The organism is Salipiger aestuarii, assembly GCF_003259905.1.
Classification (GTDB): Bacteria; Pseudomonadota; Alphaproteobacteria; order Rhodobacterales; family Rhodobacteraceae; genus Salipiger; species Salipiger aestuarii.
The window spans coordinates 1-23,574 of sequence record NZ_QLMG01000007.1 but is presented as its reverse complement, the minus strand read 5'-3'; the positions used below and the strand labels follow the sequence as shown (position 1 = coordinate 23,574).

General features: G+C 66.6%; 16 protein-coding genes and 2 pseudogenes. 8 read left to right on the top strand and 10 right to left on the bottom strand.

Annotation, left to right across the window (positions count from 1 at the left end; all coding sequences use genetic code 11):
* Positions 1-6: 6 nt before the first annotated feature.
* The 4 genes from ATI53_RS05615 to ATI53_RS05600 form a co-directional block, all read right to left on the bottom strand.
* Complete coding sequence (locus ATI53_RS05615) at positions 7-999, bottom strand: glycosyltransferase family 2 protein (RefSeq protein ID WP_009504034.1); 993 nt, start codon at positions 997-999, stop codon at positions 7-9.
* Positions 1,000-1,002: 3 nt separating this feature from the next.
* On the bottom strand, positions 1,003-7,422 hold the full coding sequence (locus tag ATI53_RS05610) for a type I polyketide synthase (RefSeq protein ID WP_111549912.1): 6,420 nt from the start codon (positions 7,420-7,422) through the stop codon (positions 1,003-1,005).
* Between the two features lie 184 nt (positions 7,423-7,606).
* Positions 7,607-8,977, bottom strand: a complete 1,371-nt coding sequence (locus ATI53_RS05605; RefSeq protein WP_111549911.1) for an oligosaccharide flippase family protein — start codon at positions 8,975-8,977, stop codon at positions 7,607-7,609.
* A complete protein-coding gene (locus ATI53_RS05600) occupies positions 8,974-9,828 on the bottom strand; it encodes a glycosyltransferase family 2 protein (RefSeq protein WP_170134530.1) in 855 nt (284 codons plus the stop codon). Before ATI53_RS05600 ends, ATI53_RS05605 begins: the two co-directional genes overlap by 4 nt.
* Positions 9,829-9,989: 161 nt before the next feature.
* Here ATI53_RS05600 and epsE point away from each other — a divergent pair, with 161 nt between their 5' ends.
* Complete coding sequence (epsE, locus tag ATI53_RS05595) at positions 9,990-11,204, top strand: exopolysaccharide biosynthesis GT4 family glycosyltransferase EpsE (protein WP_009504030.1); 1,215 nt, start codon at positions 9,990-9,992, stop codon at positions 11,202-11,204.
* Here the strand turns inward: epsE and ATI53_RS05590 are convergent.
* Positions 11,183-12,034, bottom strand: a complete 852-nt coding sequence (locus tag ATI53_RS05590) for a hypothetical protein (protein ID WP_009504029.1) — start codon at positions 12,032-12,034, stop codon at positions 11,183-11,185. The genes epsE and ATI53_RS05590 overlap by 22 nt on opposite strands.
* A gap of 124 nt (positions 12,035-12,158) precedes the next feature.
* Positions 12,159-13,145 carry a 2-hydroxyacid dehydrogenase gene (locus ATI53_RS05585; protein ID WP_009504028.1) on the bottom strand — a complete coding sequence of 329 codons (987 nt, stop codon included), beginning with the start codon at positions 13,143-13,145 and terminating at the stop codon, positions 12,159-12,161.
* A 105-nt stretch (positions 13,146-13,250) separates the two neighbouring features.
* On the opposite strand from ATI53_RS05585, the gene ATI53_RS05580 reads away from it, so the two are divergent.
* The 4 genes from ATI53_RS05580 to kdsA all read left to right on the top strand — a co-directional run bounded on the left by ATI53_RS05580 (position 13,251) and on the right by kdsA (position 16,544).
* Positions 13,251-13,748, top strand: a complete 498-nt coding sequence (locus tag ATI53_RS05580) for an SH3 domain-containing protein (protein ID WP_009504027.1) — start codon at positions 13,251-13,253, stop codon at positions 13,746-13,748.
* A 230-nt stretch (positions 13,749-13,978) separates the two neighbouring features.
* Positions 13,979-14,932, top strand: coding sequence for a KpsF/GutQ family sugar-phosphate isomerase (locus tag ATI53_RS05575; protein WP_009504026.1), 954 nt, complete (start codon positions 13,979-13,981; stop codon positions 14,930-14,932).
* A complete protein-coding gene (locus ATI53_RS05570; RefSeq protein ID WP_111549909.1) occupies positions 14,929-15,717 on the top strand; it encodes a 3-deoxy-manno-octulosonate cytidylyltransferase in 789 nt (262 codons plus the stop codon). Before ATI53_RS05575 ends, ATI53_RS05570 begins: the two co-directional genes overlap by 4 nt.
* Complete coding sequence (gene kdsA, locus ATI53_RS05565) at positions 15,714-16,544, top strand: 3-deoxy-8-phosphooctulonate synthase (protein WP_111549908.1); 831 nt, start codon at positions 15,714-15,716, stop codon at positions 16,542-16,544. Before ATI53_RS05570 ends, kdsA begins: the two co-directional genes overlap by 4 nt.
* Positions 16,545-16,566: 22 nt before the next feature.
* On the opposite strand, the gene ATI53_RS05560 is transcribed toward kdsA, so the two are convergent.
* Positions 16,567-19,512, bottom strand: coding sequence for a calcium-binding protein (locus tag ATI53_RS05560; protein WP_111549907.1), 2,946 nt, complete (start codon positions 19,510-19,512; stop codon positions 16,567-16,569).
* 335 nt (positions 19,513-19,847) lie between these two features.
* On the opposite strand from ATI53_RS05560, the gene ATI53_RS05555 reads away from it, so the two are divergent.
* A complete protein-coding gene (locus ATI53_RS05555; protein ID WP_009504020.1) occupies positions 19,848-21,428 on the top strand; it encodes a 2-isopropylmalate synthase in 1,581 nt (526 codons plus the stop codon).
* A gap of 323 nt (positions 21,429-21,751) precedes the next feature.
* Positions 21,752-22,015, top strand: a complete 264-nt coding sequence (locus ATI53_RS22920) for a hypothetical protein (RefSeq protein ID WP_146609887.1) — start codon at positions 21,752-21,754, stop codon at positions 22,013-22,015.
* Positions 22,016-22,216: 201 nt separating this feature from the next.
* Here the strand turns inward: ATI53_RS22920 and ATI53_RS05545 are convergent, their stop codons facing one another.
* Both ATI53_RS05545 and ATI53_RS22915 read right to left on the bottom strand, forming a co-directional pair.
* Positions 22,217-22,471 carry a hypothetical protein gene (locus ATI53_RS05545; RefSeq protein WP_111549905.1) on the bottom strand — a complete coding sequence of 85 codons (255 nt, stop codon included), beginning with the start codon at positions 22,469-22,471 and terminating at the stop codon, positions 22,217-22,219.
* A 114-nt stretch (positions 22,472-22,585) separates the two neighbouring features.
* Entirely contained in the window at positions 22,586-22,801 is a 216-nt protein-coding gene (locus tag ATI53_RS22915) for a hypothetical protein (RefSeq protein ID WP_146609886.1), read from the bottom strand.
* A gap of 145 nt (positions 22,802-22,946) precedes the next feature.
* Here ATI53_RS22915 and ATI53_RS05535 point away from each other — a divergent pair.
* A pseudogene (locus ATI53_RS05535) lies at positions 22,947-23,225 on the top strand (transposase); the annotation flags it as partial.
* A 19-nt stretch (positions 23,226-23,244) separates the two neighbouring features.
* Here ATI53_RS05535 and ATI53_RS05530 read toward each other — a convergent pair.
* Positions 23,245-23,574 (bottom strand): annotated as a pseudogene (locus tag ATI53_RS05530) (integrase core domain-containing protein); the annotation flags it as partial.

The following is a 23,574-nucleotide window of genomic DNA, read 5'->3' as shown; positions in this document are numbered from 1 at the left end:
CCTACCTTACTCCGTCTTGATCTCGCGACGGCGCACCATGGGGCGCGCCGCGCCGGGCAGCAGGGCCCGAAGATCGTGAAAAACCATATCGCGCAGGAAATGCGGCGGGTCCGCCGCGGGTTTGCGCTGAACCACCCTGCGCAGCCGCCACAGCAGCCCGCCCGCCACATGGGCCAGGGTCGCAAGTGCCGCGTACCCGCGCCCCCGCGTCTTGCAAAAATAATGCCAGCGGCTGTCGAGCCAGAAGCCGGGGATGCGCTGCCATCGCTTCATCCCGGTCGAGACGGAGCCGATATGCGTGACCTCGCTGTCGCGGACGTAATGGGTTTCATGCCCGGCGCGGGCCGCGCGCAGGCACAGTTCGGTTTCCTCGAAATACAGAAAGAAGGTTTCGTCGAACAGGCCGATCCCGTCCAGCACCGAGTCCCGCATCATCAGCGACGCCCCGGCCAGCCAATCGACACGCTGCGTGCGCTCGGGCAGGGCAAGCGGCACCTTGCAGCCCGCCAGCGCGCGGGAAATCGGGCCGAAACGCGCCGCCCCTTCCAGTTCCGACAAGACCGACGGGAAGCGGAAGGCGGTGATATGCGGCGCGCCGTCCTCGCCGTGGATATAGCTGCCGGCAAAGCCTGCTTCGGGATGGGTTTCAAGGTGATCCAGCAGCCGCGCGATGCTGCCCGGCCCCGGAAAGGCATCCGAATTCAGCAGGTACACATAATCGGGGCGCGACCCGTCGGCCATGCCCGCCCGGATGCCCACGTTGTTGCCCGCGCCGAAACCGCCGTTGTGCCCCGACTGGATCAGCCGGATCGGGGCCCGCGCGGCCCAGGGCTGCGCCAGCCCGGCCTGCATGGTTTCGAACGAGCCGTCGCCGCTGTCGTTGTCGACGATCACCAGTTCCGCGTCCAGCCCCTCCATCTCGCGCAGGGCCGCCTGCGCCGAACGCAGGGTCATCTGCGGCGTGCGGTAGTTCAGCGAAACGATCAGCAGCCGGGGCATCGCTTACTCCGCCGCGCGATGGCCGGGAAAATCGACCACCTCGCCCCCTGTGGCCTCGGCCTCGATGATCGCCTCGCGCATCAGCGCGGCAAGCACCCGGACGTTGGGTTCCAACACCATGGAATCGTGATCTCCGGGCACCTCGTGAACCTCGACGTGAGGCGACCGGGCGCTCCAGTCGTTGTCGTGCAGCGCATAGGCGCGTTCGGAATTGACCATGCGGCCGCCCGTTACCGTCCACTTGCCCACCAGCGGCGGGCGGTACAGCACCAGCCGCCCGTCCCACGGTCGGACGTGATAGCGCCCCACGGCGGCAAGGAAGGCGGCCTCGATTTCCGCGTTGTGAAAGCCGGGGGTCCGGGTTTCCCCGGGCGCGCGGCGCCTGGCGATTTCCCAGCGGATGCGATTGCGCGCCCAGATCAGCGGATAAAGCGGTCCTCTGGCGCGGGCCTCGGCCGCCTGGATAATCAGCCGGTCGCGCAGATCCAGCGGGCGGCGCACCGGCAGCGGCGTGTCCAGCAGGACACATAGCGACACCTCTTCGCCCGCCAGTTCCAGCTGGCGCGCGATGTCATAGGCGGTGATACCACCGCCCGAAAAGCCGCCGACCATGTAGGGCCCGTGCGGCTGCACCTGCCGCATTTCGGCGATGTAATCGCGGGCCATCGCCTCGATGTCGTCGTGAGGCGCCGCGTCGCCGTAAAGCCCGCGCGCCTGAAGCCCGTAGAACGGCCGGTCCGCCCCCAGAAGATGCGCCAGATGCCGCAGGTTCAGCACATTGCCGAACATCCCCGCCACCAGAAAGAACGGCGTGCGTGCCCCGCCTTCGCCGTCGTGCATCGCCACCAGATGGGTAAACCGGCGCTCGGGTGCCGATGGCGCGTCGCTGCTGTCGACATGGCCGGTCTGGGCGATGATAAGCGCGGCGCATTTGCGGATCGTCGGGGCCTCGAACAGCACCGAGATCGGGAAATCCACGCGGAAGGTCTTGCGCACCATGCCGAACAGCCGCACGGCGATCAGGCTGTGCCCGCCGAGGTCGAAGAAGCTGTCATCGACACCCACCTGCCGCACGCCCAGCAGATCCTGCCAGAACCCGGCAAGCGTGCGTTCGACATCGTTCCCGGGGGCGACGTAATCGCCGTCAAGCTGCGGGCGGTCAAAGCTATGGCCCTCGGCCCGTTCGGCGGTGCTGGCGGCGGTCTGCGCCACAAGCTGGCCCAGATCCATGGACGAAATCACCACCTGCGGCGCGCCCAGCGCCAGCGCGCGGGCAAAGGCCTCGGCCCCCTCGGCGGGCAGGATGCCCTGGGACAGGTTGTGGGCCAGCCGTTCCTCGGCCGGGGACAGCGGCTGCGTTTCGGTCCTGTCGGTTTCCAGTTCGGCGGCGGTCAGGCGCGGGGCGGCGCGCAGCACGTCGGCCTGCACCAGCTTGTGGATGGTAAAGCCCGAGATTTCGACCAGCACCGCGCCCTGCGGGTCGCACAGCGTGATGTCAAAGCTCGCGGTCTCGTTGGCTGCGCGGTTGTCGGCGGCGTTGCGCACCCAACTGACGATGCGCCCGGTCAGGGGGGCATGGACGCGCACACGGGCATAGCTGACGGGCACCCACAGGTGGGTAGGCTGGTAGCCTTCGATCAGTTCCATCGCCCAGCCGGTGGCGATGTCCATCAGCGCCGGGTGCAGCAGGCAGCCATCCGGCGCCGCACCGGGCGCGAGCGACAGATCGGCGATGCCCTCGCCCTGCCCCAGCGCGCGGGCGTCCAGCACCTTCCAGCGGGGACCAAAAGCGAGGTGCACCTCTTGCGCGGTGGTCAGCTTGCCGCCCTGCGCGGTGACCGGCGCGCCGCAGCGCGCCCGGATCGCGCCAAGGTCCAGCGGGTCGGGCCGTGCCATCGGCATCAGCGCCAGCCGCGCTTGCGCGGTCAGCGCGTGGCCTCGCGTTCCACCCAGCGTGGCGTCGGCCAGCACGTCGAACCCATAGCCTTCGTCGCGGCGGGTCAGCCGGACGCGCACGTCGCGGGACGCGCCATCGGTCACGCGCAGCGGGCGCAAAAACGCAAGGTCGCGAATTTCAAAAGCGGCGGGTTCGCCCTGCGCCCGCAGCGCCTCGGCCGCGAGGGCGATGTAGCCGGTGCCGGGCAGCAGCGCATCGCCCGCGCGGGTGCGGTGTTCGCCGATGAACCAGTCGGACGTGGCGTAGCGCGCGGTGAACATCCGGTTGCCCCGGGCATCGAACGTGCGCGTGTCCAGCATCGGCACGCCGGCGGGGTCCACCGGGGCCGCAGGCGTTTCGCCCCGACGCTGCGCGACCGCTTCGGCGGCCATGCCGACCTCGTTCCAGATGCCCCAGTTGATCGCGATGACGCGTGTCTTGCCACCCGCGCGGGACTGGGCAAAGGCGTTGAGGTATTCGTTCGCGGCGACATAATCCACCTGCCCCGCAGGCGCCGTGACGGTCGAGGATGACGCGAACAGCACCATCCAGTCCAGCGTGCCGTCGGGAAAGATGTCGCCCAACACCTGCGTGCCGTGAATCTTGGGGGTGAACACATCCTCGATGCTCGCCGAAGATTTGGTCATCAGCGGGCCATCGTCGATCACGCCAGCGCCATGGATGACGCCGGCTATCGGGCCAAGCCGCTGTTCGATGTCATCGCGCAAGCTGCGCATCTGGCCCAGATTGCAGACATCGGCGGCGCAGGTCATCACGGTGGCGCCCGCCGCTTCAAGGCTGCGCACCGCGCGGATGCGCCGTGCGATGACATCCTGCGGCGCGTGGCGCGACAGGTAGTCGGACCAGTGCAGCGGGTCGGGCAAAGCCGCCCGCGCCACCAGCGCGATCCGCGCGCCCTGCGCCGCCAGCTGATGCGCCAGCGTCAGGCCGATGCCACCGAACCCGCCGGTAATCATCACCGTGCCCCCGGTGACTGGCGCGGCAGGCGCGGGCAGCGCCACAGGCTTCATCGTGCAGGCGTACCGCTTGCCGCCACGCAGCACGGCGATGGCGCCCGAGGGCGCGGCCAGAAGTTCTTCGAGCAGTTGGGTGGCCAGCGCGTCGGTTGCCAGATCATGGGCCGCCTGCGCCTTGCGCCGGGCGAACAGGCCCCCCGTCGCCGCCTCCGGCAGCGTCAGGTCAAGGGTCGACACCGTGACGCCCGGCAATTCGCGCGGGATCACGCGGGCCGGACCCGCGATCGTGGCCTTGACCGGATAGGGCAGCGATTCATCGCGCAACCGCGCTGCGCCATTGGTGACGACCGTCATATGCAGCGGTCTGGGCAGGTTTTCCTCGGCCACGGCCTGAGCGAGGAACAGAAGGGAATAGAACCCCTGCTCCTGAAGCCGATGCAGAAAGCTGGAGCCGGGGCGGTGATCCTCAGCGGTGGTGACCAGCCACAGATGGGCGATGCGGGTCGGCACCTGACCGCGCTGCACCAGATCCTGGATCAGCAGGTCATACCCTTCGCGGCCGCGCTCGGGGGCGAGCAGATACGAGGTGTCGGCCAGGCGGGTGAAATTATCGCCGGGGCGCACCTCGATCACCGTGTGACTGGCGGCGCGCAGGCGGATGGCGGCACGGGCGGCCAGCCCGGAGTCATCCATGAACATCAGCCAGACCTGCGGATCCGCATCGGCCAGCCCGTGATCGACATCGACCTCGGTCTCGGCGGCGCGGGGGCGCCAGACGGGTTTCCAGCCCCAGTCAGCGACATCGCCCTGCCGCATCAGGTATTGCGGCGCGGTCTGCGGCTGTGCCCGGCCCGGCGCAATGAAATACGGCGCGCGCTGAAACGCGTAGCCCGGCAGCGCCACGCGGGCGCGGCGGGCGCCGCCCCAGACCTGCGCCCAGTCGATGGTCGCGCCCAGCGCCCAAAGCCGGCCCAGAACCTCGAACATGTGCTTGTCGTCGGACACCGCATCGTCGCGGTGGCGCAGCGACGACAGCACCTGGTTGGCGGTCACGTCCGGATGCTGACGGGCGAGCGCCGACAGCGCCTTGCCCGGCCCGACCTCAAGCAGGATACGGTTCGGCCCCGCCACGGCCCCGATGCAATCAGCGAACAGCACCGTGCCGCGCAAGTGGTCGACCCAGTAATCGGGCGACACCGCCTGCTCGGGCGTCATCAAATTGCCGGTTCGGTTCGACGTCAGCGGAATCTGCGGCGCGTTCAGGTCGATGGTCATCAGATAGCGACGGAACTCGTTCAGGATCGGGTCCAGCATCCGGCTGTGCGCGGCGATGTCGATGGCGATGCGCTGGCAGTCGATGCCGTCCGCCGTCAGCCGCGCGTGCAGTGCCCCCAACGCCGCCACCGGCCCCGAGGCGACCGACAGATCCGCCGCGTTGACCACGCCAAGATCCAGCTGATCGCCCAGCAGCGGGCGCAATTGGTCAGCGGGCAGATTCACCGACAGCATTCCCCCGGCTGGCACGGTATCGAACAGTCGCCCGCGCAGATGCACAAGGCCGATACAATCCTCGAAACGCATGACACCGGCAAGGCAGGCGGCGGTGTTTTCGCCCATGGAATGCCCCGCGAGCGCAACCGGCGTGATGCCCCAGCTTATCCAAAGCTGCGCCAGCGCATATTCGGCAATCATGATAAGTGGCAGTTGCAGCGACGGGCGTTTCAGCGCCTCGTCCGCCTGCGCCGGTTCGGTATCGAGCCAGAGCGCGCGGATGTCGGCGTCGGAAATCCCGGTCAAAGCATCCAGCCCGCGATCCATCCATTCGGCAAAGACCGGTTCGGTCTCGTACAGATCGCGTGCCATTCCGGGGTATTGCGCGCCGCCGCCGGGGAAGGTGAATACCACCTCGGGGCGATCCAGCGCGCTGTGCGAATGCACCCGACGCGGATCGTCCTGTTCCAGCAAAAGGGCGGCCTGTTCGTGGGTTTCGGCAACCACGATGCGGCGCTTGTCAAAGGCGCGGCGCCCTTGCTTCAGCGTCCAGGCCACGTCTGCCAGAGGCTGTTCGGGATGCGCGCGCAGATGCGCCGCAAGACGTTTTGCCCCATCGTCCAGCGCGCCCTGCGTCCGCGCCGACAGGGTCAGGATCTGGAACGGCCAGTCACTTGCATCCGACGGCGCGGGCGCCGGGGATTCCTGCAGCACCACATGGGCGTTGGTGCCCCCCACCCCCAGCGCATTCACCCCGGCGCGGCGCGGATGTGCCGTTTTCGGCCAGGCGGCCAGCGCGTCGTTGACCACAAAGGGCGAGCCGTCGAAATCAATGGACGGGTTCGGCGCCTCATACCCCAGAGACGGCGGCATCTCGCGGTGATGCAGCGCCAGCGAGGCCTTGATCAGCCCCGCCACCCCGGCCGCCGTGTCCAGATGTCCGATGTTCGTCTTGACCGACCCGATGCGGCAATGCGCCGTCGCGTCAGAGGTTTCGCGAAATGCCTGGGTCAGCGCCGCGACCTCGATCGGATCGCCCAGATAGGTGCCGGTCCCGTGGCATTCGACGTAATCCACCGTGTCGGACGTGATGCCCGCCACCGCCTGCGCCTCGGCGATTGCCGCCGCCTGACCATCGACCGAAGGCGCCAGATAGCCCGCCTTTTGCGCGCCGTCGTTGTTGACCGCGCTGCCCTTGATGACCGCCCAGACGTGATCGCCATCCGCCACCGCATCCGCAAGGCGGCGCAGCACCACGACCCCGGCGCCGGACCCGAACACCGTGCCCTGCGCGCGGTGATCGAAGGCGTGGCAGGCACCATCGGGCGAAAGGATCTCGTTTTCCTTGTACAGGTAGCCGCGCCCCTGTGGCAGTTCGATCGTCACGCCCCCGGCCAGCGCCATGTCGCATTCGCCGTTCAGCAGCGCCTGCACCGCGTAATGCGTCGCCACCAACGAGGTCGAACACGCGGTCTGAAGATTGATCGACGGGCCGTGCAGATCCAGCACATGGCTGGCGCGCGTGGTCATGAAATCCTTGTCATTGCCGGTGTGGCGCAGCAGGAACATCCCGGTGTTTTCCACCAGATCCGGGTTCGAGCAGACGTTGAAATAGAAATACGACCCCATGCCGCAACCCGCGAACACGCCCACCTGCCCGTCAAAACTGTCCGGGACATGGCCGGCGTTTTCCAGCGCCTCCCACGCGCATTCCAAGAATTGCCGGTGCTGAGGGTCCATGATCGCCGCTTCCTTGGGCGAAAACCCGAAGAATTCCGCGTCGAACATTTCGAAATCGTCCAGCGGCGCGGCGAAGGGTACATAATTCTTGTGGCGCATCAGGCCGGGATCTTCGCCCGCCGCGCGCAGATCATCCTCGGTCAGCTTGCGGAACGACGATCGCCCGGCGCGCAGGTTTTCCCAGTAACGCAGAATATCGCCCGCGCCGGGAAGGTGCGCCGCCATGCCGACGATGGCGATGTCGTTTTCACCGATTTCGTGCTGATCGATTGGGCGCATGACCAAATTACCCCGCTAAATAGATATTAATACTCTGCTAACGCAGCAATGGGGGAGAATTGCGGCGGTTTTTAGGTATCCGGCCGGTCTTCGCCATGAATCAAGGGCATTTTAACGGGCATTGTTATGGCACGAAACACAATGCCGCGCAGCCATGGAATCGTTTCCCTTTTAACGACGCGGCTCAGCCCCCACCAAGCCCTGCGATCGCCACGATCACCGGCCAGTTCAGCCAGGCGGCCAACCCGGTCAGCCCGGTCGCGGCCAGCGCGAAGACCGCGTCGTGCAACGGGTCCCACGCCCCCATCCGGCGCGCCAGCCACACCACGACCGGATAGGCCAGCACATAGGCCGCCCCGATGCCCAGCAGCGCCCCCAGTAGGCCGCCCAGTTCCAGCCCGATCAGGACGCAGCCGATCATCAGAACCGCCCGCGCAAAGGCCAACACAAAGAACGTCCGGCTGTCGCCCGCCGCCAGCGCCGCCTGATCGTAGGTCTGCACGATGATCTGCGGCATCTGCATGCAGGCGATGACCACCGTCACCGCCCCCGCCGCCAGGTAGCGTTCGTCGTACATCAGATCGACCAGCCAGTCTCCGACGCAGGCGAACACCCCCACCAGCGTCATCAGCGCCGCCGTCACGATGAACCGCATCCGGCGCAGACGCAGGAAATTGTGGCGGCTCCGGCGCGGCGGGGTCTCGCGGTAGATCGGGATCAGGATGCGGCGCGTCACCATCCCCCCCAGCAGCATCGGAAAGGCCGCCAGGAAATAGCCGATGTTGTAGATCCCCAGCAGGTCCAGCGTCAGGTACTTGCCCATCAGCAGCTTGTCGCTTTGACTGAAGAAGAACCCGCAGACGGTGGACAGGAAAATCCATTTGCCAAAGGTCACCAGCTCGCGCGTCGCCGCGCGTTCCCAGCGAAAGCGGTTGGACGGCCCCGGCAGAAAGACCCAGTTGATCACCACCTCGACCGCGCAGGACACCAGCCCCGAGATCACCAGCGCCCAGACCGACCCGGTCGCCCAGGCCAGAAAAATCGCCACCGCCAGCCCCGACACCTGCGTGACCATGTCCAGCAACGTCACCCGCCCAAGCAGCAGATGCCGGTTGGCAGTGTCCATCCGGGTGGGGCGAAACCCCACGATAAACAAGGACAGCGCCGCCACCGGCAACATATGCAGCAGCTGCGCTTCGTCGTAGAAACGCGCCATCGGCCAGGCCAGCGCCGCGCCCGCCAGCGCCAGCCCTGCCCCGCGCAACACCTGTACGGTCCAGGCGGTGTTCAGGAAATCGGGATCGTCGCCGCGCCGGCTTTGCAGGATCGCCGTTGTGGTGCCCACGTCGGAAAACTGTTGCAGCCCCATCATGAACACCGACACCAGCGCCATCAGGCCAAAGGCCTCGGGGAACAGCAGCCGCGTCAGCACAAGGTTGGACGCCAGCCGCAGCGCCTGATTGAAGCCAAAGCCGCCCACCGTCAGCAGCGAAGACCGCACCGCCCGCGCCGCAAGCGACGTGCCACGAAACCGCTGGCGCATCACCGCGATCATCGCCCCCGGCTCCAGCCCGCGCCGGCCGGACGCAGCCGGACAGCCAGCGCCACGCCGCTGTAGACGGCAAAGCCAAGCGGGTCGCGCAACGCCAGCCGCAGCTTTTCGGATGCCGGAAACCCCGGCTTGTCGTCGTTGCACAGCAGGTCGGGATACCTCTGTTCGATTTCGGCGACGCCCGCGTCCTGGCGGCGTCGCACCCTGACCAGATTGCGCAATCCCGTGGCGATTGGCCAGTCGTAGGGCGCGCAAACGCCGAGGCGTTCGGCGGGGGCAAAGCACAGCCGCGCGAAGGTGTCGTCGGAAATGATGGCGGGCCAGTCGCCCCAGCGTGCGCGCCCCGCGGCGTTGACGGCAAAGACTCCGCAGCCGGGAACGCCCTGACGCATGAACGGCACCTGCGCCCAGAACCGCGCGTAGGCGCGTGACATCGCACCGACCCCGGTGATGCGGACCCGCCCGCTGGCATAGCGCGCGCCGGGCCGGTCCAGCGCCCCGTACAGCTGTGCGATCAGGTCGGGGCTGACGGTCACGTCCGCGTCAAGGTAAATGCGTATGCCCGCCCGCGCCGCCGCATCCCCGACCCCAAGCGCGCCAAGCTTGCCTCCCTGGGCGCGGTCGATCACCTGCAAGCACCAGCCCCGCGCCGCAAAGCCCGGTGCCTCGGCGCGCGCGCGCGCGGCGGTCTCGTCGTGACAACCATTGGCGATGACCACGACCTGCACTGTCTGATCGAACCGCGATCCGCGCAGCGCCCGCAGGCAACGACCGATCAGCGCCGCCTCATTGCTGGCAGGAAGCACCACCGAAACCGCTGGCGTTCCGGGATTCTCTCCGGGATCAGTCGTCATGCGTATTAAACCCGCCACAGTCGCGCGATTTCATCGCCCTTCAGGCGCACAGGTGCCACCAAACTGTGGCCAAATAAAGAAGAACCGGGGAAGCTGGGACAAACACCCGCGGTTCCACGCGGGGAAACAGCCTGTAAGCGGGGGGATCGGTGTCGCAGCGATTGCGAATCGGATATCTCGTGCCCCAGTTTCCGGGGCAGACGCATATCTTTTACTGGCGTGAGCTGCGTGCGCTGGAACGGATGGGCCATACGGTCCAGCTGCTGTCGACGCGTATGCCTCCTTTGGGGCTGATCTCGCACGACTGGTCGCAAGCGGCCATCGCGCGGACCGTTTACCTAGGGCAGATGCGCCCTGTTCTGGCGGCGCAGGCCATGGCGGCGCTGCTGCCCAGGGGCATACTCGGCTGGATCGCCCGCGAGGGCCCCGGCTTCGGCAAGGACGTCGCGATAACGCTGTCCGCGGCCCAGGCGCTGAAAACCCTGGCGGCGAAACGGCAGCTTGACCACATCCATGTGCATTCCTGCGGGCGCGCCGCGCTGATCGCCGCGCTGTGCCGCAAACTTGGCGGCCCGCCCTATTCGCTGACCCTGCACGGGCCGCTGTCGGATTACGGACCGGGGCAGCGGTTCAAATGGTCGGGCGCGGCGTTTGCCACGATCATCACCCACAAGCTGCTGCAGGAAATGCGCGACGCCCTGCCCGGCGCCCTGCCCGCGCGCGTCTATGTGCGCCCGATGGGGGTGGACACCGACATTCTGAAACGCACCACGCCCTATCGCGCCCCGGAAAAGGGCCGCCCGGTGCAGCTGTTTTCCTGCGGCCGGCTGAATGTGGTCAAGGGGCACCAGGATCTGATGTCGGCGGTGCGCCAACTGCTGGATCAAGGCGTCGATGTGCGGCTGGAGATCGCGGGCGAGGATGACGCCGGCGGCGATGGTTTCCGCAAGGAACTGGAAGCGCACCTGCGCAAGCTGCGCTTGCAGGATCACGTCAAGCTGCTGGGCGCGATCGACGCCGAGGCGGTCAAGGCCAAGCTGCTGGAATCGCATGTGTTTGCGCTGGCGTCCTGGCACGAACCGCTGGGCGTGGCCTATATGGAGGCAATGTCCTGCGGGGTGCCGACCATCGGCACCGATGCGGGCGGCGTGCGCGAACTGATCGACGACGGCCGGAACGGCAAGCTTGTCCCCCCCAAGGACCCCACCTCGCTGGCGCGCGCGATCAAGGAACTGGCACAGAACCCCGAAAGCGCTGCGCGCCTGTCTGCGGCGGGCCGGGCACATGTCGAAGAAAAATTCCGCGCCAGCCTCGGCGCGGAAACGCTTGTGAACGGGATCCTGTCAGGGCGGGATCAGGCGGACAGCACCGCGTAGCCGGGCACCAGATCCCCCGCCAGTTGCAGCGCGATCCCGCCGCCGGGCACCAGCCAGACCGGCGGCACAACGGGCGCCAGCATCAGCTCGATCCCGAATGCGACCGGGACGGCAGCCTTGGTCAGGGCCACCCGCGGCACGCGCAGCGCCCCGCAGGGCAAGACGCCAAGTTCCAGCAGCGTTTCGGCAAGGTGCAGCTCTCCGGTTTCGGTCATGGCCAGAACGCCGGGGGCATGATCGTTTTCGCCCACCAGCAGCATATACGGCACATCGCCCAGCACGCGCACGGTCATTTCCTTCGGGGAGCGGATGCCCAGAACGGCGCCAAAATCGACCCGAGAGGTTTCGACCAGATCGCCGTCTTCCAGAACACGCCAGGCGACCAGCATGTCCTTGTCGCGGCTGACCCCAAGCAGATAAGGCTGGCCCGCGGTCTGCACGATTTCCAGCGTCAGGATGCGGCCCAGATCGGCGGCGAGGTTGCCGATGTTGCGCATGGTTCCGACGCCTTCCCATTGCAGCACCGAAAAGCCGCCCGCCGGAAGACCGTTGAACAGCAGCTCTTCGTGGGCGGCAAAGGCCTGGGTCTCGGTCAGCCGTTCGTCGTGCAGGGCAGACCAACCAAAGGATTCGCGCTCATCCAGGATTTCGGCCCAGGCCGCTTCGGCCTGCCAGAACACCGCCGCCTGCTGCGCTGTCGCTTCGGCCCAGAACGACCCGACGGGCGCCCCGGACACCTCGGGGGGGGGCGAGTCATAGCCGGGGGACCAGGCATACTGATCGTCGAGAAACGCATCCCCACGGGGGGCGGTGGAAAGATGAGACATCATGACAGCGACTCCGGTCTGATCGACGTTGCGCTGTCAAAGTCGGGTGTCGCGGTGTCGCAAGTCGTGCCCAAACCGGGCGCAACCGCGACCTTTCCCCCGGATTTTCATCGAATCTGGCGAGGCCTCAGAACACGCCGGGCAGAACCTGATCGGGCGGACGATGCCCGTCGGCAAAGGTCTTGATGTTCAAAAGCACCTTTTCGCCCATCTCGATCCGGCCTTCGATCGTGGCCGACCCCATGTGCGGCGTCATCGCGACATTGCGCATGTTCACAAGCTCCGGGTTGCCCCGGATGCCGTGCTGGTAAACATCCAGCCCCGCGCCCGCCAGTTCGTCCGCCTTCAGCATCCGCGTCAGCGCGCTTTCGTCGATGACCTCGCCGCGCGAGGTATTGACGATGACGGCCGAGGGCTTCATCAGCTTCAGCCGCCGTGCGTTGAGCAGATGAAAGGTCGATGGCGTGTGCGGACAATTGACCGAAATCACATCCATCCGCGCCACCATCTGGTCCAGGCTTTCCCACCAGGTCGCCTCCAGCGCCTCTTCGGTTTCGGCACGCAGGCGGCGGCGGTTGTGGTAATGGATCTGCATGCCAAAGGCGTTGGCGCGTCTGGCCACCGCCTGCCCGATCCGCCCCATCCCCAGAATGCCCAGCCGCTTGCCGCCCAGCCGGGTGCCCACAAACGCGGTCGGCGCCCAGCCGCCCCAGTCACCGGCCTGCATGGTGACAAGCCCTTCCTGCATCCGGCGCATCACCGCCAGCATCAGCCCCATGACCATATCGGCGGTATCGTCGGTCATCACGTCGGGAGTGTTCGACACAAGAATGCCGCGCCGCCGGGCGGTCTCGACGTCGATATGGTCGACCCCCGCGCCGTAGTTCGCGATCAGCTTGAGGGTGTCGCCCGCCTGCCCGATCAGCGCGGCGTCGATGTTATCGGTGATCGTGGGCACAAGCACGTCTGCGCCTGCCATGGCGGCGGCGATCTCGGCACGGGTCATCGGGGTGTCATCGTCGCGCAGGGTCGCGTCGAACAGCTCTGTCAGGCGGGTTTCGACCGCTTCCGGCAAGCGTCGCGTGACAACAACACTCAGGCGTTTCATCGGCATGACGCGGTCCCGTCCCTTTCCTTGGCGCTGGCTTGCTGGCACACTGCCCTCTGATGCTGCGGGGCACAAGAACCCCGCCTGCAAAAAAACGGGCAGGACAGGGAAATGAGACAATTCGCCGTGGCACTGTCGCTGGTCGCGACGCTGGTCTCGGGCGCCGCAACCGGCGCCGAGGAACGCGGGCCGGTCACGTCCCTGCCCGTGCCAAGGTTCGTGTCGCTGAAGACATCCGAGGCCAACGTGCGACGCGGGCCCTCGCTGACCCACCGCATCGACTGGGTGTTTCTGCGCCGCGACATGCCGCTGGAAATCACCGCCGAACATGGCCACTGGCGCCGGGTGCGCGACGCCGACGGCGCCGGCGGCTGGGTGCATTATTCGCTGTTGTCCGGCGTGCGCACGGTGCTGGTGGAAAAGGATATGCTCGACCTGCACAGCCGCGCGTCCGAAGACACCCCCGTCACCGCCAAGCTTGCCCTTGGGGTAGTGGCCGAACTGGGCGACTGCACCGTGTCGTGGTGCGAACTGTCCGCTGGCGGATACAGCGGCTGGGCGCCCAAGACTGCCATTTGGGGCGTGGCCCCGGACGAGACCCGCGACTGACCGTCTCTGCCGACCAACGGACGGCTGCCTGCCGCGGGTCTGCCTGCCTCGGGTCTGGTTCAGGCGCCCTGATGGGGGCCGGGGCGGCAGAAACGCCGCCCTGCCATGCCCACGCCCATGCCACTCCCGCCGGGGTTGACGGGCAGGTTTTGAACGGGTCGGCAAAGACCGCATTGGACAGCGCCGCCCCCCCGCGTTAACAGGCGCACACAGTGTTTACGAGAAAGCGCATGGTCCAGACTTCTTCCCAGATCGCCCGCGAGGTCCTGACCACCGAGGCTGCGGCCCTGTCGCGGTTGGCCGACGAACTGCCCGCCGCCTACGATGACGTCATCACGCTGTTGCTGCACATCAACGGGCGCATCATCGTGTCGGGCATGGGAAAATCGGGCCATGTGGCGGGCAAGATCGCGGCAACGCTGGCCTCGACCGGCGCCCCGGCCCTGACCGTGCACCCAGGCGAGGCCAGCCACGGCGATCTGGGGATGATTACCCCAGACGACGCGGTGATCCTGATTTCCAACTCGGGCGAAACCCGCGAACTTGCCGACATGATCGCCCATTGCGCGCGCTTTTCCATCCCCATGATCGCCATGACGCGCCGCGCCGACAGCACGCTGGCACGGCAAGCCGACCATCTGCTGCTTATGCCCGACGCCCCCGAGGCCTGCGCCATCGGCATGGCCCCCACCACATCGACCACCATGGCCATGGCACTGGGGGATGCGCTGGCGGTATCGCTGATGCGCGCGCGCGGCTTCGACCGCGAGAATTTCCTGGCCTTCCACCCCGGCGGTTCGCTTGGCGCGCAATTGCTGCGGGTGTCGGCGGTGATGCATCGCGGCGCCGAACTGCCCATGGTCACGCCCGACACCGACATGGGCGAGACGCTGGTGGTGATGTCGCAGAAGGGCTTTGGTGTCGCGGCGCTGGTCGAGGACGGAAAGCTGACAGGCGTGATCACTGACGGGGATCTGCGCCGCAACCTGGAGGGACTCATGGAGCGCAACGCCGGACAAGTCGCCACCCGAAACCCCCGCAGCATCGCGCCCGACGCGCTGCTGACCGAGGCGCTGGGGGTGATGAACGCAGGCAAGATCTCGTCCCTGTTCGCGGTCGACGCCGATGGCACGCTGGTCGGACTGGTGCATATCCACGACGCGCTGCGGGCAGGTGTGGCATGAAAACGGTCATCTTCATCCCCGCCCGCTTTGCCTCGACCCGGTTTCCGGGCAAGCCGCTGATCGAACTGGCCGGAACCAGCGGCGTGCGCAAGACGCTGATCCAGCGCAGCTGGGACGCAGCACGTCAGGCCCAGGGCGTCGACGCAGTGTATGTGCTGACCGACGATGCGCGCATCGCGGATGCGGCGCGCGGCTTTGGCGCGGACGTGCTGATGACGTCGAGCGATGCGCGCAACGGCACCGAACGCTGCGCCGAGGCCCTGACGCAGCTCGGCACCGATCCCGACATCGTCATAAACCTGCAAGGCGATGCCCCCCTGACGCCGCCCTGGTTCGTCGAGGCGCTGATCGACCGGATGCAGGACCCTGCCGTGCAGGTGGCGACCCCCGTTCTGCGCACCGAACGCGACATGCTTCTGAACTTTCTCACCGACCGCAAGATGGGCCGGGTCGGGGGCACCACGGCGGTGATGCGCACCGACGGCACAGCGCTGTATTTCTCGAAAGAAGTGCTGCCCTACGTCAGCGACCGCACGGCGCCGCCCGAGGTCTGGCATCATGTGGGCGTCTACGGCTACCGCCCCGAGGCGCTGCGCAGCTACGCGGGCTGGCCCGAGGGCACGCTTGAAAAGGTCGAGGGCCTGGAACAGCTGCGCTTTCTCGAACACGGCGTCCCGGTCGCCTGCGTCGAGGTCAAGGCGCAGGGCCGGGTGTTTTGGGAGCTCAACAATCCGGTCGATGTCAGCCGCATCGAATCCGTGCTGCAACTGGAAGGCATCGAATGACGGAACTGACGATCAAGGGCCTCACCGTATCCAACGACGCGCCTTTCGCGCTGATCGCGGGGCCATGCCAGCTGGAAAGCCTGGAGCACGCGCGAATGCTGGCGGAACGCATCGCCAACGCCGCCGAAGCCGCCCGCACGCCGTGGATCTTCAAGGGCAGTTTTGACAAGGCGAACCGCTCGTCCCTGGGTGGCAAGCGCGGTATCGGGATGGATGCGGGGCTGTCGATCCTGTCCACGATCGGCGCCGAATTCGGCGTGCCGGTGCTGACCGATGTGCATGACACGGCGCAATGCGCGACGGTGGCACAGGCGGTGGACGTCTTGCAGATCCCGGCGTTCCTGTCGCGCCAGACCGACCTGCTGCTGGCTGCGGGGGAAACCGGCGCGGCGATCAACGTCAAGAAGGGGCAATTCCTGGCCCCCTGGGATATGGAAAACGTCGCGGACAAGATCGCCTCGACCGGCAACCGCCGCATCATGCTGTGCGAGCGCGGCGCCAGCTTTGGCTACAACATGCTGGTCAGCGACATGCGCTCGCTGCCGATCATGGCGCAGACCGGCTATCCGGTGGTGTTCGACGCGACCCATTCGGTGCAACTGCCCGGCGGCCAGGGCATATCGTCGGGCGGGCAACGCCAGTTCGTCGAGCCGCTGGCGCGGGCAGCCTGCGCGGTAGGCACGGCGGCACTGTTCATCGAAACCCACGAAGACCCGGACAACGCCCCGTCGGACGGGCCGAACATGGTGCAGATCGACGGGCTCGGGGCGCTTCTGAGCGGTCTGCGCGCCATCGACGACCTCACCAAGGGCCGCGCCGGGGCCTAAAATTTTTAGCTAAAAATTTTAGTCACAGCTCCGAGCCAGGAACAACGGTGGCGGGGCTGTCCGCAAAGCTCAGGCCTTCGACCGACACAAGCCGCACCCGTCCCGCCGGGCTGGACGCGATCAGCGCGGCGCCATCGGGCGCAAAGCTGTAATCGCCCCGCGATCCGGGCAGCAGCGCCACATCCCGCCCCGCCCCGCCGTGCAGGCTGTCGTCGCCACCGCCCGACACCAATGTATCGTCGCCCGCCCCGCCCAACAGAATGTCCTCCTGCGCGGTGCCGCCCAGCCTGTCCGCCCCGGCGGTGCCGGTCAGCATCACCCCGTCGGCAAAGGCGTCCGGGTCGCGCGGCGCCCAGTCAGATGGGCCGGTGGCGTTGAAGCTCATCAACATGTCCCAGCGAGGGTTGGCATCGCCCAGATGTCGCAGCGCGCCCCAACTGCCCCATTTCGATGGCGGCGCCACATCGACGAAGGCATTGAACAACGTGCCGCCCGCCGCCGCCCATCCGCCAAGCAGCGATTCGTACAGCTTGGCCATCTCGGGTGTGTAGTTGAGATATTCGAAAAACTCGGTGAGGCGCGTGTCTTCGGTGCGCCCGGCCTGTGCGGCCACATGGGTGCCGCCTTCGTACATCACCAACCGCAGGCCGGCAGCCTCGGCGGCGCCGGCATGATAGGGCAGGATGTCTTCGACCAGTTCCCTCAGCGAGCCCTCCTGAAGCGCCAGCGTCACCGGCGCAACGGCCGCCTCGTAACGGTGAACCCTGACGTATTCGCGCAGCGCGACGCGGCGCAGACCTTGCGCCTTGCCCGCAGCGACAGCCTCGGCTTCGGCCCGATCGAGCCATCCGTCGATCTGTGGCGCCATCTCTGTGCCGCCCATCTCGTAACCAAAATACCCCGCCACCGCGTAGGCATCGAAGTCCGCCGCAGGGGGATGGCCCAGTTCGAGATAAGCCAGCGGCGCGACAAGGATGTTTTCCTCCAGCCCCGGCCAGCCGGTGTGGGTGGCCACGACCCGCACCAGCCGGTCTTGTGCCGCATCGCCGAACACCTCTGCCCAGATCCGCATCGCCTGCGCGGCGCGCAGCCCGTAATATTGAATCCAGCCGGTTTCGGATGGCCCCCACAACGCGTCGGCCTGAATCTGTGCCCAGCCCGCCTGCGGAAAGATGTGGTTCCAGACCTCGTTGGAATATTCCACATGCGCCTTGAGTCCGGGGTCCAGGCGGTCGCGCACCGTTTCGGCAAAGCGGCGGATGTAGTCGTCATTCGCCATATGGGGCATGTTGAACCAGGGGTCCGCGCCAATCTGGTTGGCAAGCGCGATCATCGTTTCAAGCGGCACGCCCCAGGCGGTCCAGGTGTAATCGGACGGGCGGGGCCGGTCGGACCAGGCCTGTACGGGCGAGCCGTTGGTCATCATCCAGTCCATGAACCGGACCGAGCGCAGGTCGCGCACCCGCGCCACCCATGCGGGATCAAAGATCACCCCCGCCTCGAACAGCGCCATCTGGTCTTCGCGCACCACATGGATGTCGCGAATCGGGTCGCTGGCGTCGGTCGCCGACACCGAAATCCCCACCGCCCCCTCGCCGGGGGTGTAATGAAATCGCGCCTCGCGGGGGCCATAGCTGACCCGCCGGGCGCGGCCGGTCAGTTTCAGATCGCCGGTTCCCGCCCATGTCACCACATAGCTGCCGCGCAGGTAATCGGCGTCTTCGGGTTGATCGGTCAGCAACAGCGCCTCCAGCCGGTCGATCCGGTCGGGGATGCGCAGAGGCCAGCCGTTGTCGTCCAGAACGCCCTCGGCGCGCAATGCGTCGATTGTCACGCCGCCCCACTGGCCGGGCAGATGCCCGACCCATTCGCGCGCCGTCTTCATCAGGTCCACAAAGGGCTGCTGTGTCGACCAGTCCGAAATGCCGTTCAGCCCCATTCCCAGCGCGGGAACCCCCTGCGGACGGGCGCCCGCTGCCGGCAGGGCCACCGCGCCGCGCCGCGGCAGCGGACCCGTTTGCGGCGGGTTGGCCGCAGCCTGACGCTGCGGTGCGCCCCTCGCTTCCTGCAAGACACCCGCCGCCCTGACAGCCTGCCAGACAGCCTGCGCCAGTTGCGGATAAGCCGATGTCACCTGCGGATGCAGGCTATCGGGCGGCTGATAACCCGCCGGCGGCGGCGTCTCGTACAGCGCCGAATAGACGACCATCGCCGCCAGGAAATACAACGTCGGCGTGCCGTGCGGGTCGGCATCCACATACAAAGCCTCGGCTGGCAGGGTTTCCAGCAGTCCCCCGTCGCCCAGCAGCCCGGCCAGCACCGAGGCCACCGGCAACAGCCGCACGTCCGCGTCGGGGCGCGCGCCACGCAGCGCCTCGGTCAGGTCCAGATACCACGCGTGATAATCGCCCGCGTTGAACGCCTGATAGCGGCGCAGTGCCTGGTCCGGCGGCGGAAAGCGCCCCACCAGCGACGACATCTCGGCCCAGCCTTCGTAGATCCAGACCGGCACGCCCCCGGTATGGCCCAGCATCCAGTCCAGCACTTTCAGCGTCGCGCCCAGAGGCGACTCGCCACCGGGGTTGTCACCCTCGTAAGCCATGTCCGGGGCCTGATACTGGATAAAGTTCGCGGGTGTCACCAGCACCGCGTCAAAGCCCGCGTCGCCAAAGGCCCCGCGCCCGGGATCCCAGGCGCTTGCCACCCCCGGAAACGACCAGTTCGGGCGCGGCGGCAGCCCCCCGGCGAAATCGCGCAGAAACCCCCACTGCCCGTCCAGCGCCAGGCGCCGGCCGTCGGCCTCGGCCATCGCACCCAGCCAGTGCGGCACGTTGGACCGCGCCGTTTCGCCAAGATAATGCACCAGGCTGTTGCCGAAGACGTAGACATCGGCCGCCTCGCGACCCTCGGCCGCCGCCCAGACCGGAATCGTCGCCAGCACGGCGGCGCGGCATAGCTGTTTCAGCACGCGGTTCCCTCTTCATTGCTCGTATTTCGCACTATGAACGGTGGCGCGCGCCGCTCAAGCCCTGCCGTCGCGATGCCGCAGCGCAGCGGAAATTTTCGCGGAAACCCGCTCATTTTCCGGGTTTTCATTTGCCCCCGTGCGCCTATAGTCCGAGGCATGACGATGAACGGCCATATCGCGCGACCCGCCACTGCGCCTTGCGCAGAGCTTGCGCTTGGCCTGCGTCTTCTCCTAATTCGCCTCTGAGCGCGCAGTTCCCGGCGCGGACGCTCAGAGGAGACCCGTTTCGCGCCGGCGAAACACCCCAGGACGAAGACCTTACAGGATCCAGAACCATGACAGACCAGGCTCAGAGCGCAGGCAAGGACCGCGTTTACATCTTCGATACGACGCTTCGCGATGGCGAACAGTCGCCCGGCGCCACGATGACCCACGATGAAAAGCTGGAAATCGCCGAGCTGCTCGAAGACATGGGCGTCGACATCATCGAAGCAGGCTTTCCCATCGCCTCCGAAGGCGACTTCGCCGCCGTGGCGGAAATCGCCCGGAGGTCGCGGGAAACGGTGATCTGCGGGCTTGCCCGCGCCCAGAAAGCCGACATCGACCGCTGCTGGGAGGCGGTGAAACATGCCCCCCGCCCTCGCATCCACACGTTTATCGGCACCTCGCCGCTGCACCGCGCCATCCCTGACCTCTCGATGGATGAAATGGCCGACCGCATCCACGAAACGGTCACCCATGCCCGCAATCTGTGCGACAATGTGCAATGGTCCCCGATGGATGCGACCCGCACCGAATGGGATTACCTGTGCCGCGTGGTCGAGATCGCCATCAAGGCCGGGGCCACCACCCTCAACATCCCCGACACCGTGGGCTATACCGCGCCCAACGAATCCGCCGAACTGATCCGCAAGCTGATTGCCACCGTGCCCGGCGCGGATGAGGTGATCTTTGCCACCCATTGCCACAACGACCTTGGGCTTGCGACCGCCAACGCGCTGGCCGCAGTCGAGGGCGGGGCGCGCCAGATCGAATGTACCATCAACGGCCTTGGCGAACGCGCGGGCAACACCGCGCTGGAAGAGGTCGTCATGGCCCTGCGCACCCGTGGCGACATCATGCCGTTCTACACCGGGGTCGAGACGAAAAAGATCATGCATATCTCGCGCCGCGTCGCGTCGGTGGCGGGCTTTCCAGTGCAGTTCAACAAGGCCATCGTCGGCAAGAACGCGTTCGCGCATGAATCCGGCATCCATCAGGATGGCATGCTCAAGAACAAGGAAACATTCGAAATCATGCTCCCCGAGGATGTCGGCCTTGCGGGCACCTCCTTGCCGCTTGGCAAGCATTCCGGCCGCGCCGCCCTGCGCGCCAAGCTCAAGGAGCTTGGGGTCGATGTGGGGGACAACCAGCTCAAGGACATCTTCGTGCGGTTCAAGGATCTCGCCGACCGCAAGAAAGAGGTCTACGATGACGACATCCTTGCCCTGGTCACCGCCCACATGGCCGACGATCAGGAAAACCACCTGGAAATCGTGTCGCTCAAGGTGATCTGTGGCACCGCCGGTCAGGCCGAAGCGGTGCTTGAGATGGAAGTTGGCGGGCAGGAATCCAGCGCCGACGAATTCGGCGACGGGCCGGTCGATGCGACGTTCAAGGCGGTGCGCAAGCTTTATCCGAACAAGGCGCGGCTTCAGCTTTATCAGGTCAGCGCCGTGACCGAAGGCACTGACGCGCAGGCGACCGTCTCCGTCCGCCTGGAAGAAGACGGCAAGATCGCCACCGGGCAATCGGCGGACACCGACACGGTGGTGGCCTCGGCGCGCGCCTATGTGAACGCGCTGAACCGGCTGCATGTGCGCCGCAGCAAGACCGGATCGGACATCAAGGAAATCAGCTACAAGGACGTGACCTGACAGTTTGGCGCTGCGCCCTGCTCGGGGCGCCGCGCCTGGCCGTTCGCCCGAACGCCTCCGGCGGGAGTTTATTTGGCAAGATGAAGCCAGGGCGCCGCGCCCCGTCTTCATCTTGCCCGTTAAACTCCGGGGGGAGCCGACAGGCGGGGCGCAGCGCCCCCTTCTGCACGCGGTCTGCACGCGACGCCGCGGCGGAAAACAGCGGGCACAGGAAAGACCAGGCGGCAGCATCGTCCCAGCGGTGGTCCCCCCGCCCGGGTCAGATCGGGAACAGCCCGTCGTCCTGCGCGAACCCGATCAAGGCAACGTCGTCAAGAGCGCGCTTGGTTTCACTGTCGTTAGCCGGCGCCTTGCTGGATGAAAACCGCCCCCGCGTGCCGACGCTGCCGGATGCCCGGCCCGTTCCGAAGCACATGGCACGCCGCACCAATCACCACAGAGCTGACGGCTTCCGCCCCGCGCGAACCATCGGGATTTTGCGGTTCGATCGTCTCGGTTTCAAAGCTGGTGGACATCATATCGCTGATCTGCGGATCGACCATGTCAGTCCTGTGGTAGTGGGCCACTTTGAAATCAGAAAGCTCTGACCTCCTCGCGCGAGGCTTTGCATCGATCCGAGCGCAGCACTATCATACACCCATGATGGAAACCAAAAACATGCAAGTGCGGCACAGCCTACGAGGTGGGAAGCTATAAGCTGACATCTCGTGACCGCGACTATTTCGACTGTCGCGCGTGCGGCGAGCGGCTGGACGAATGGACCTCTTCGCGTGTCCCGACCTTCCCGCTTATCGAGCGCCCTGACGGCAGGGCCACCCAAGAGACCCCGTGACGCCAACCAGCTTTCCGGCACCGGCGCCGCTCACCGGCAGCCGTTGCCCGCACCGCCCGCCAGCCTCGGACCCGGTCGAGCCAAGCGGCGCGTCCGCGCCATCGCCGACGCTGCCGTCAAACAGGTCGTCCACCGCATTGCCCTGAAAATTCAGATCGAACACCTTGATCGCCGGGACCACCTCGCCGTTCGGATCGGCGTCGACGATCACCGCCCCCTGTCGTCCAGCCAGGCCGCTGCCGGATGCATGCTTTGACCGGCGAAGTTGACGAATTCGTCGCCGATGAGCTGGCCCCCGGCATCCATCCGCTGCGCGCCGATCTGGTCATCGTCGGTACCGCTGTCGCAGATCGCCAGTACGCTGCCATCGCCCCGTGCCGCGGGCGCAGGGTGGGACGCCTTTGTCGAAAGGCTGCAACAAATCCGGCGTCGGCGCGCCTGTTTCGCCGAACATCCGCGCAGGAACATCCTCGTCAAAGCCGACGCAACCGCGGAAGACGACCGCGAACCCAGCCGTGGCCAGCGCGAGCACGTCGGACATGGCCAGTGTGCGTCCGGTCGACATCGCCGCTGCTGACGCGTTGGGGGCGGCATTGGCCCGGTTATCGACGAGGGTTTGCCCGGCGGGGCGTTCTTCGATGGTGGTTTTCCCCGCACCGGCCAGCCCGTTCGGGGTGGCGGCGTCGAGGCCGCGCAGCTTGCCGACGGCGGGGTGGCTGCTCGCCGATCGAGGCAATGACGCCGATTGGTTCAGAGAAGCGTTGAAAGACAAGGGGATAAAGGTCCGCATCCCCGGCCGGAAGTCTCGCAACAGGGCAGTCAAATACGACAAGCGGCGTAACCGCATCGAGATCATGTTCGGGCGCATCAAGGACTGGCGGCGCGGCGCGACCCGTTGCGATCGATGCCCGGAGACGTTCTTCTCAGCGATCATGCTCGCCGCAACCGTTCTGTTCTGGCTGTGAAACTCAATGTGTCTGGACACTACGTGTTTAGTCCCAGCGTGTGATGGGTTGGATCGACAGTGAATCTTTCTGGCTCTCTTGTCCAGATTTTGCAGATGAACTCGAATGGCGTTAGGCCCTGCCGCGTCTTGAGGCGACGCGCATAATTGTAGGCTGCGATGAAGTCGCCGAGGTGGGTTTCGAGTTGAGCGTGTGCCTCAAATGGTAGCGCTTGACGGTCGCTTCCTTGAGCGTGCGGTTCATGCGCTCGACCTGGCCATTGGTCCAGGGATGGTTCACCTTTGCCAGGCGATGCTCGATCCCGTGCTCCGAGCAGACCCGGTCGAAGATGTGCTCCATCGCATAGCGA

What these genes read in the sequence shown, in the direction of transcription:
- ATI53_RS05615 (WP_009504034.1), bottom strand. Translation starts at nt 999, where the DNA reads ATGCCCCGGCTGCTGATCGTTTCGCTGAACTACCGCACGCCGCAGATG.
- ATI53_RS05610 (WP_111549912.1), bottom strand. Translation starts at nt 7,422, where the DNA reads ATGCGCCCAATCGATCAGCACGAAATCGGTGAAAACGACATCGCCATC.
- ATI53_RS05605 (WP_111549911.1), bottom strand. Translation starts at nt 8,977, where the DNA reads ATGATCGCGGTGATGCGCCAGCGGTTTCGTGGCACGTCGCTTGCGGCG.
- ATI53_RS05600 (WP_170134530.1), bottom strand. Translation starts at nt 9,828, where the DNA reads ATGACGACTGATCCCGGAGAGAATCCCGGAACGCCAGCGGTTTCGGTG.
- ATI53_RS05590 (WP_009504029.1), bottom strand. Translation starts at nt 12,034, where the DNA reads ATGATGTCTCATCTTTCCACCGCCCCCCGTGGGGATGCGTTTCTCGAC.
- ATI53_RS05585 (WP_009504028.1), bottom strand. Translation starts at nt 13,145, where the DNA reads ATGCCGATGAAACGCCTGAGTGTTGTTGTCACGCGACGCTTGCCGGAA.
- ATI53_RS05580 (WP_009504027.1), top strand. Translation starts at nt 13,251, where the DNA reads ATGAGACAATTCGCCGTGGCACTGTCGCTGGTCGCGACGCTGGTCTCG.
- ATI53_RS05575 (WP_009504026.1), top strand. Translation starts at nt 13,979, where the DNA reads ATGGTCCAGACTTCTTCCCAGATCGCCCGCGAGGTCCTGACCACCGAG.
- ATI53_RS05570 (WP_111549909.1), top strand. Translation starts at nt 14,929, where the DNA reads ATGAAAACGGTCATCTTCATCCCCGCCCGCTTTGCCTCGACCCGGTTT.
- kdsA (WP_111549908.1), top strand. Translation starts at nt 15,714, where the DNA reads ATGACGGAACTGACGATCAAGGGCCTCACCGTATCCAACGACGCGCCT.
- ATI53_RS05555 (WP_009504020.1), top strand. Translation starts at nt 19,848, where the DNA reads ATGACAGACCAGGCTCAGAGCGCAGGCAAGGACCGCGTTTACATCTTC.
- ATI53_RS22915 (WP_146609886.1), bottom strand. Translation starts at nt 22,801, where the DNA reads ATGTCCGACGTGCTCGCGCTGGCCACGGCTGGGTTCGCGGTCGTCTTC.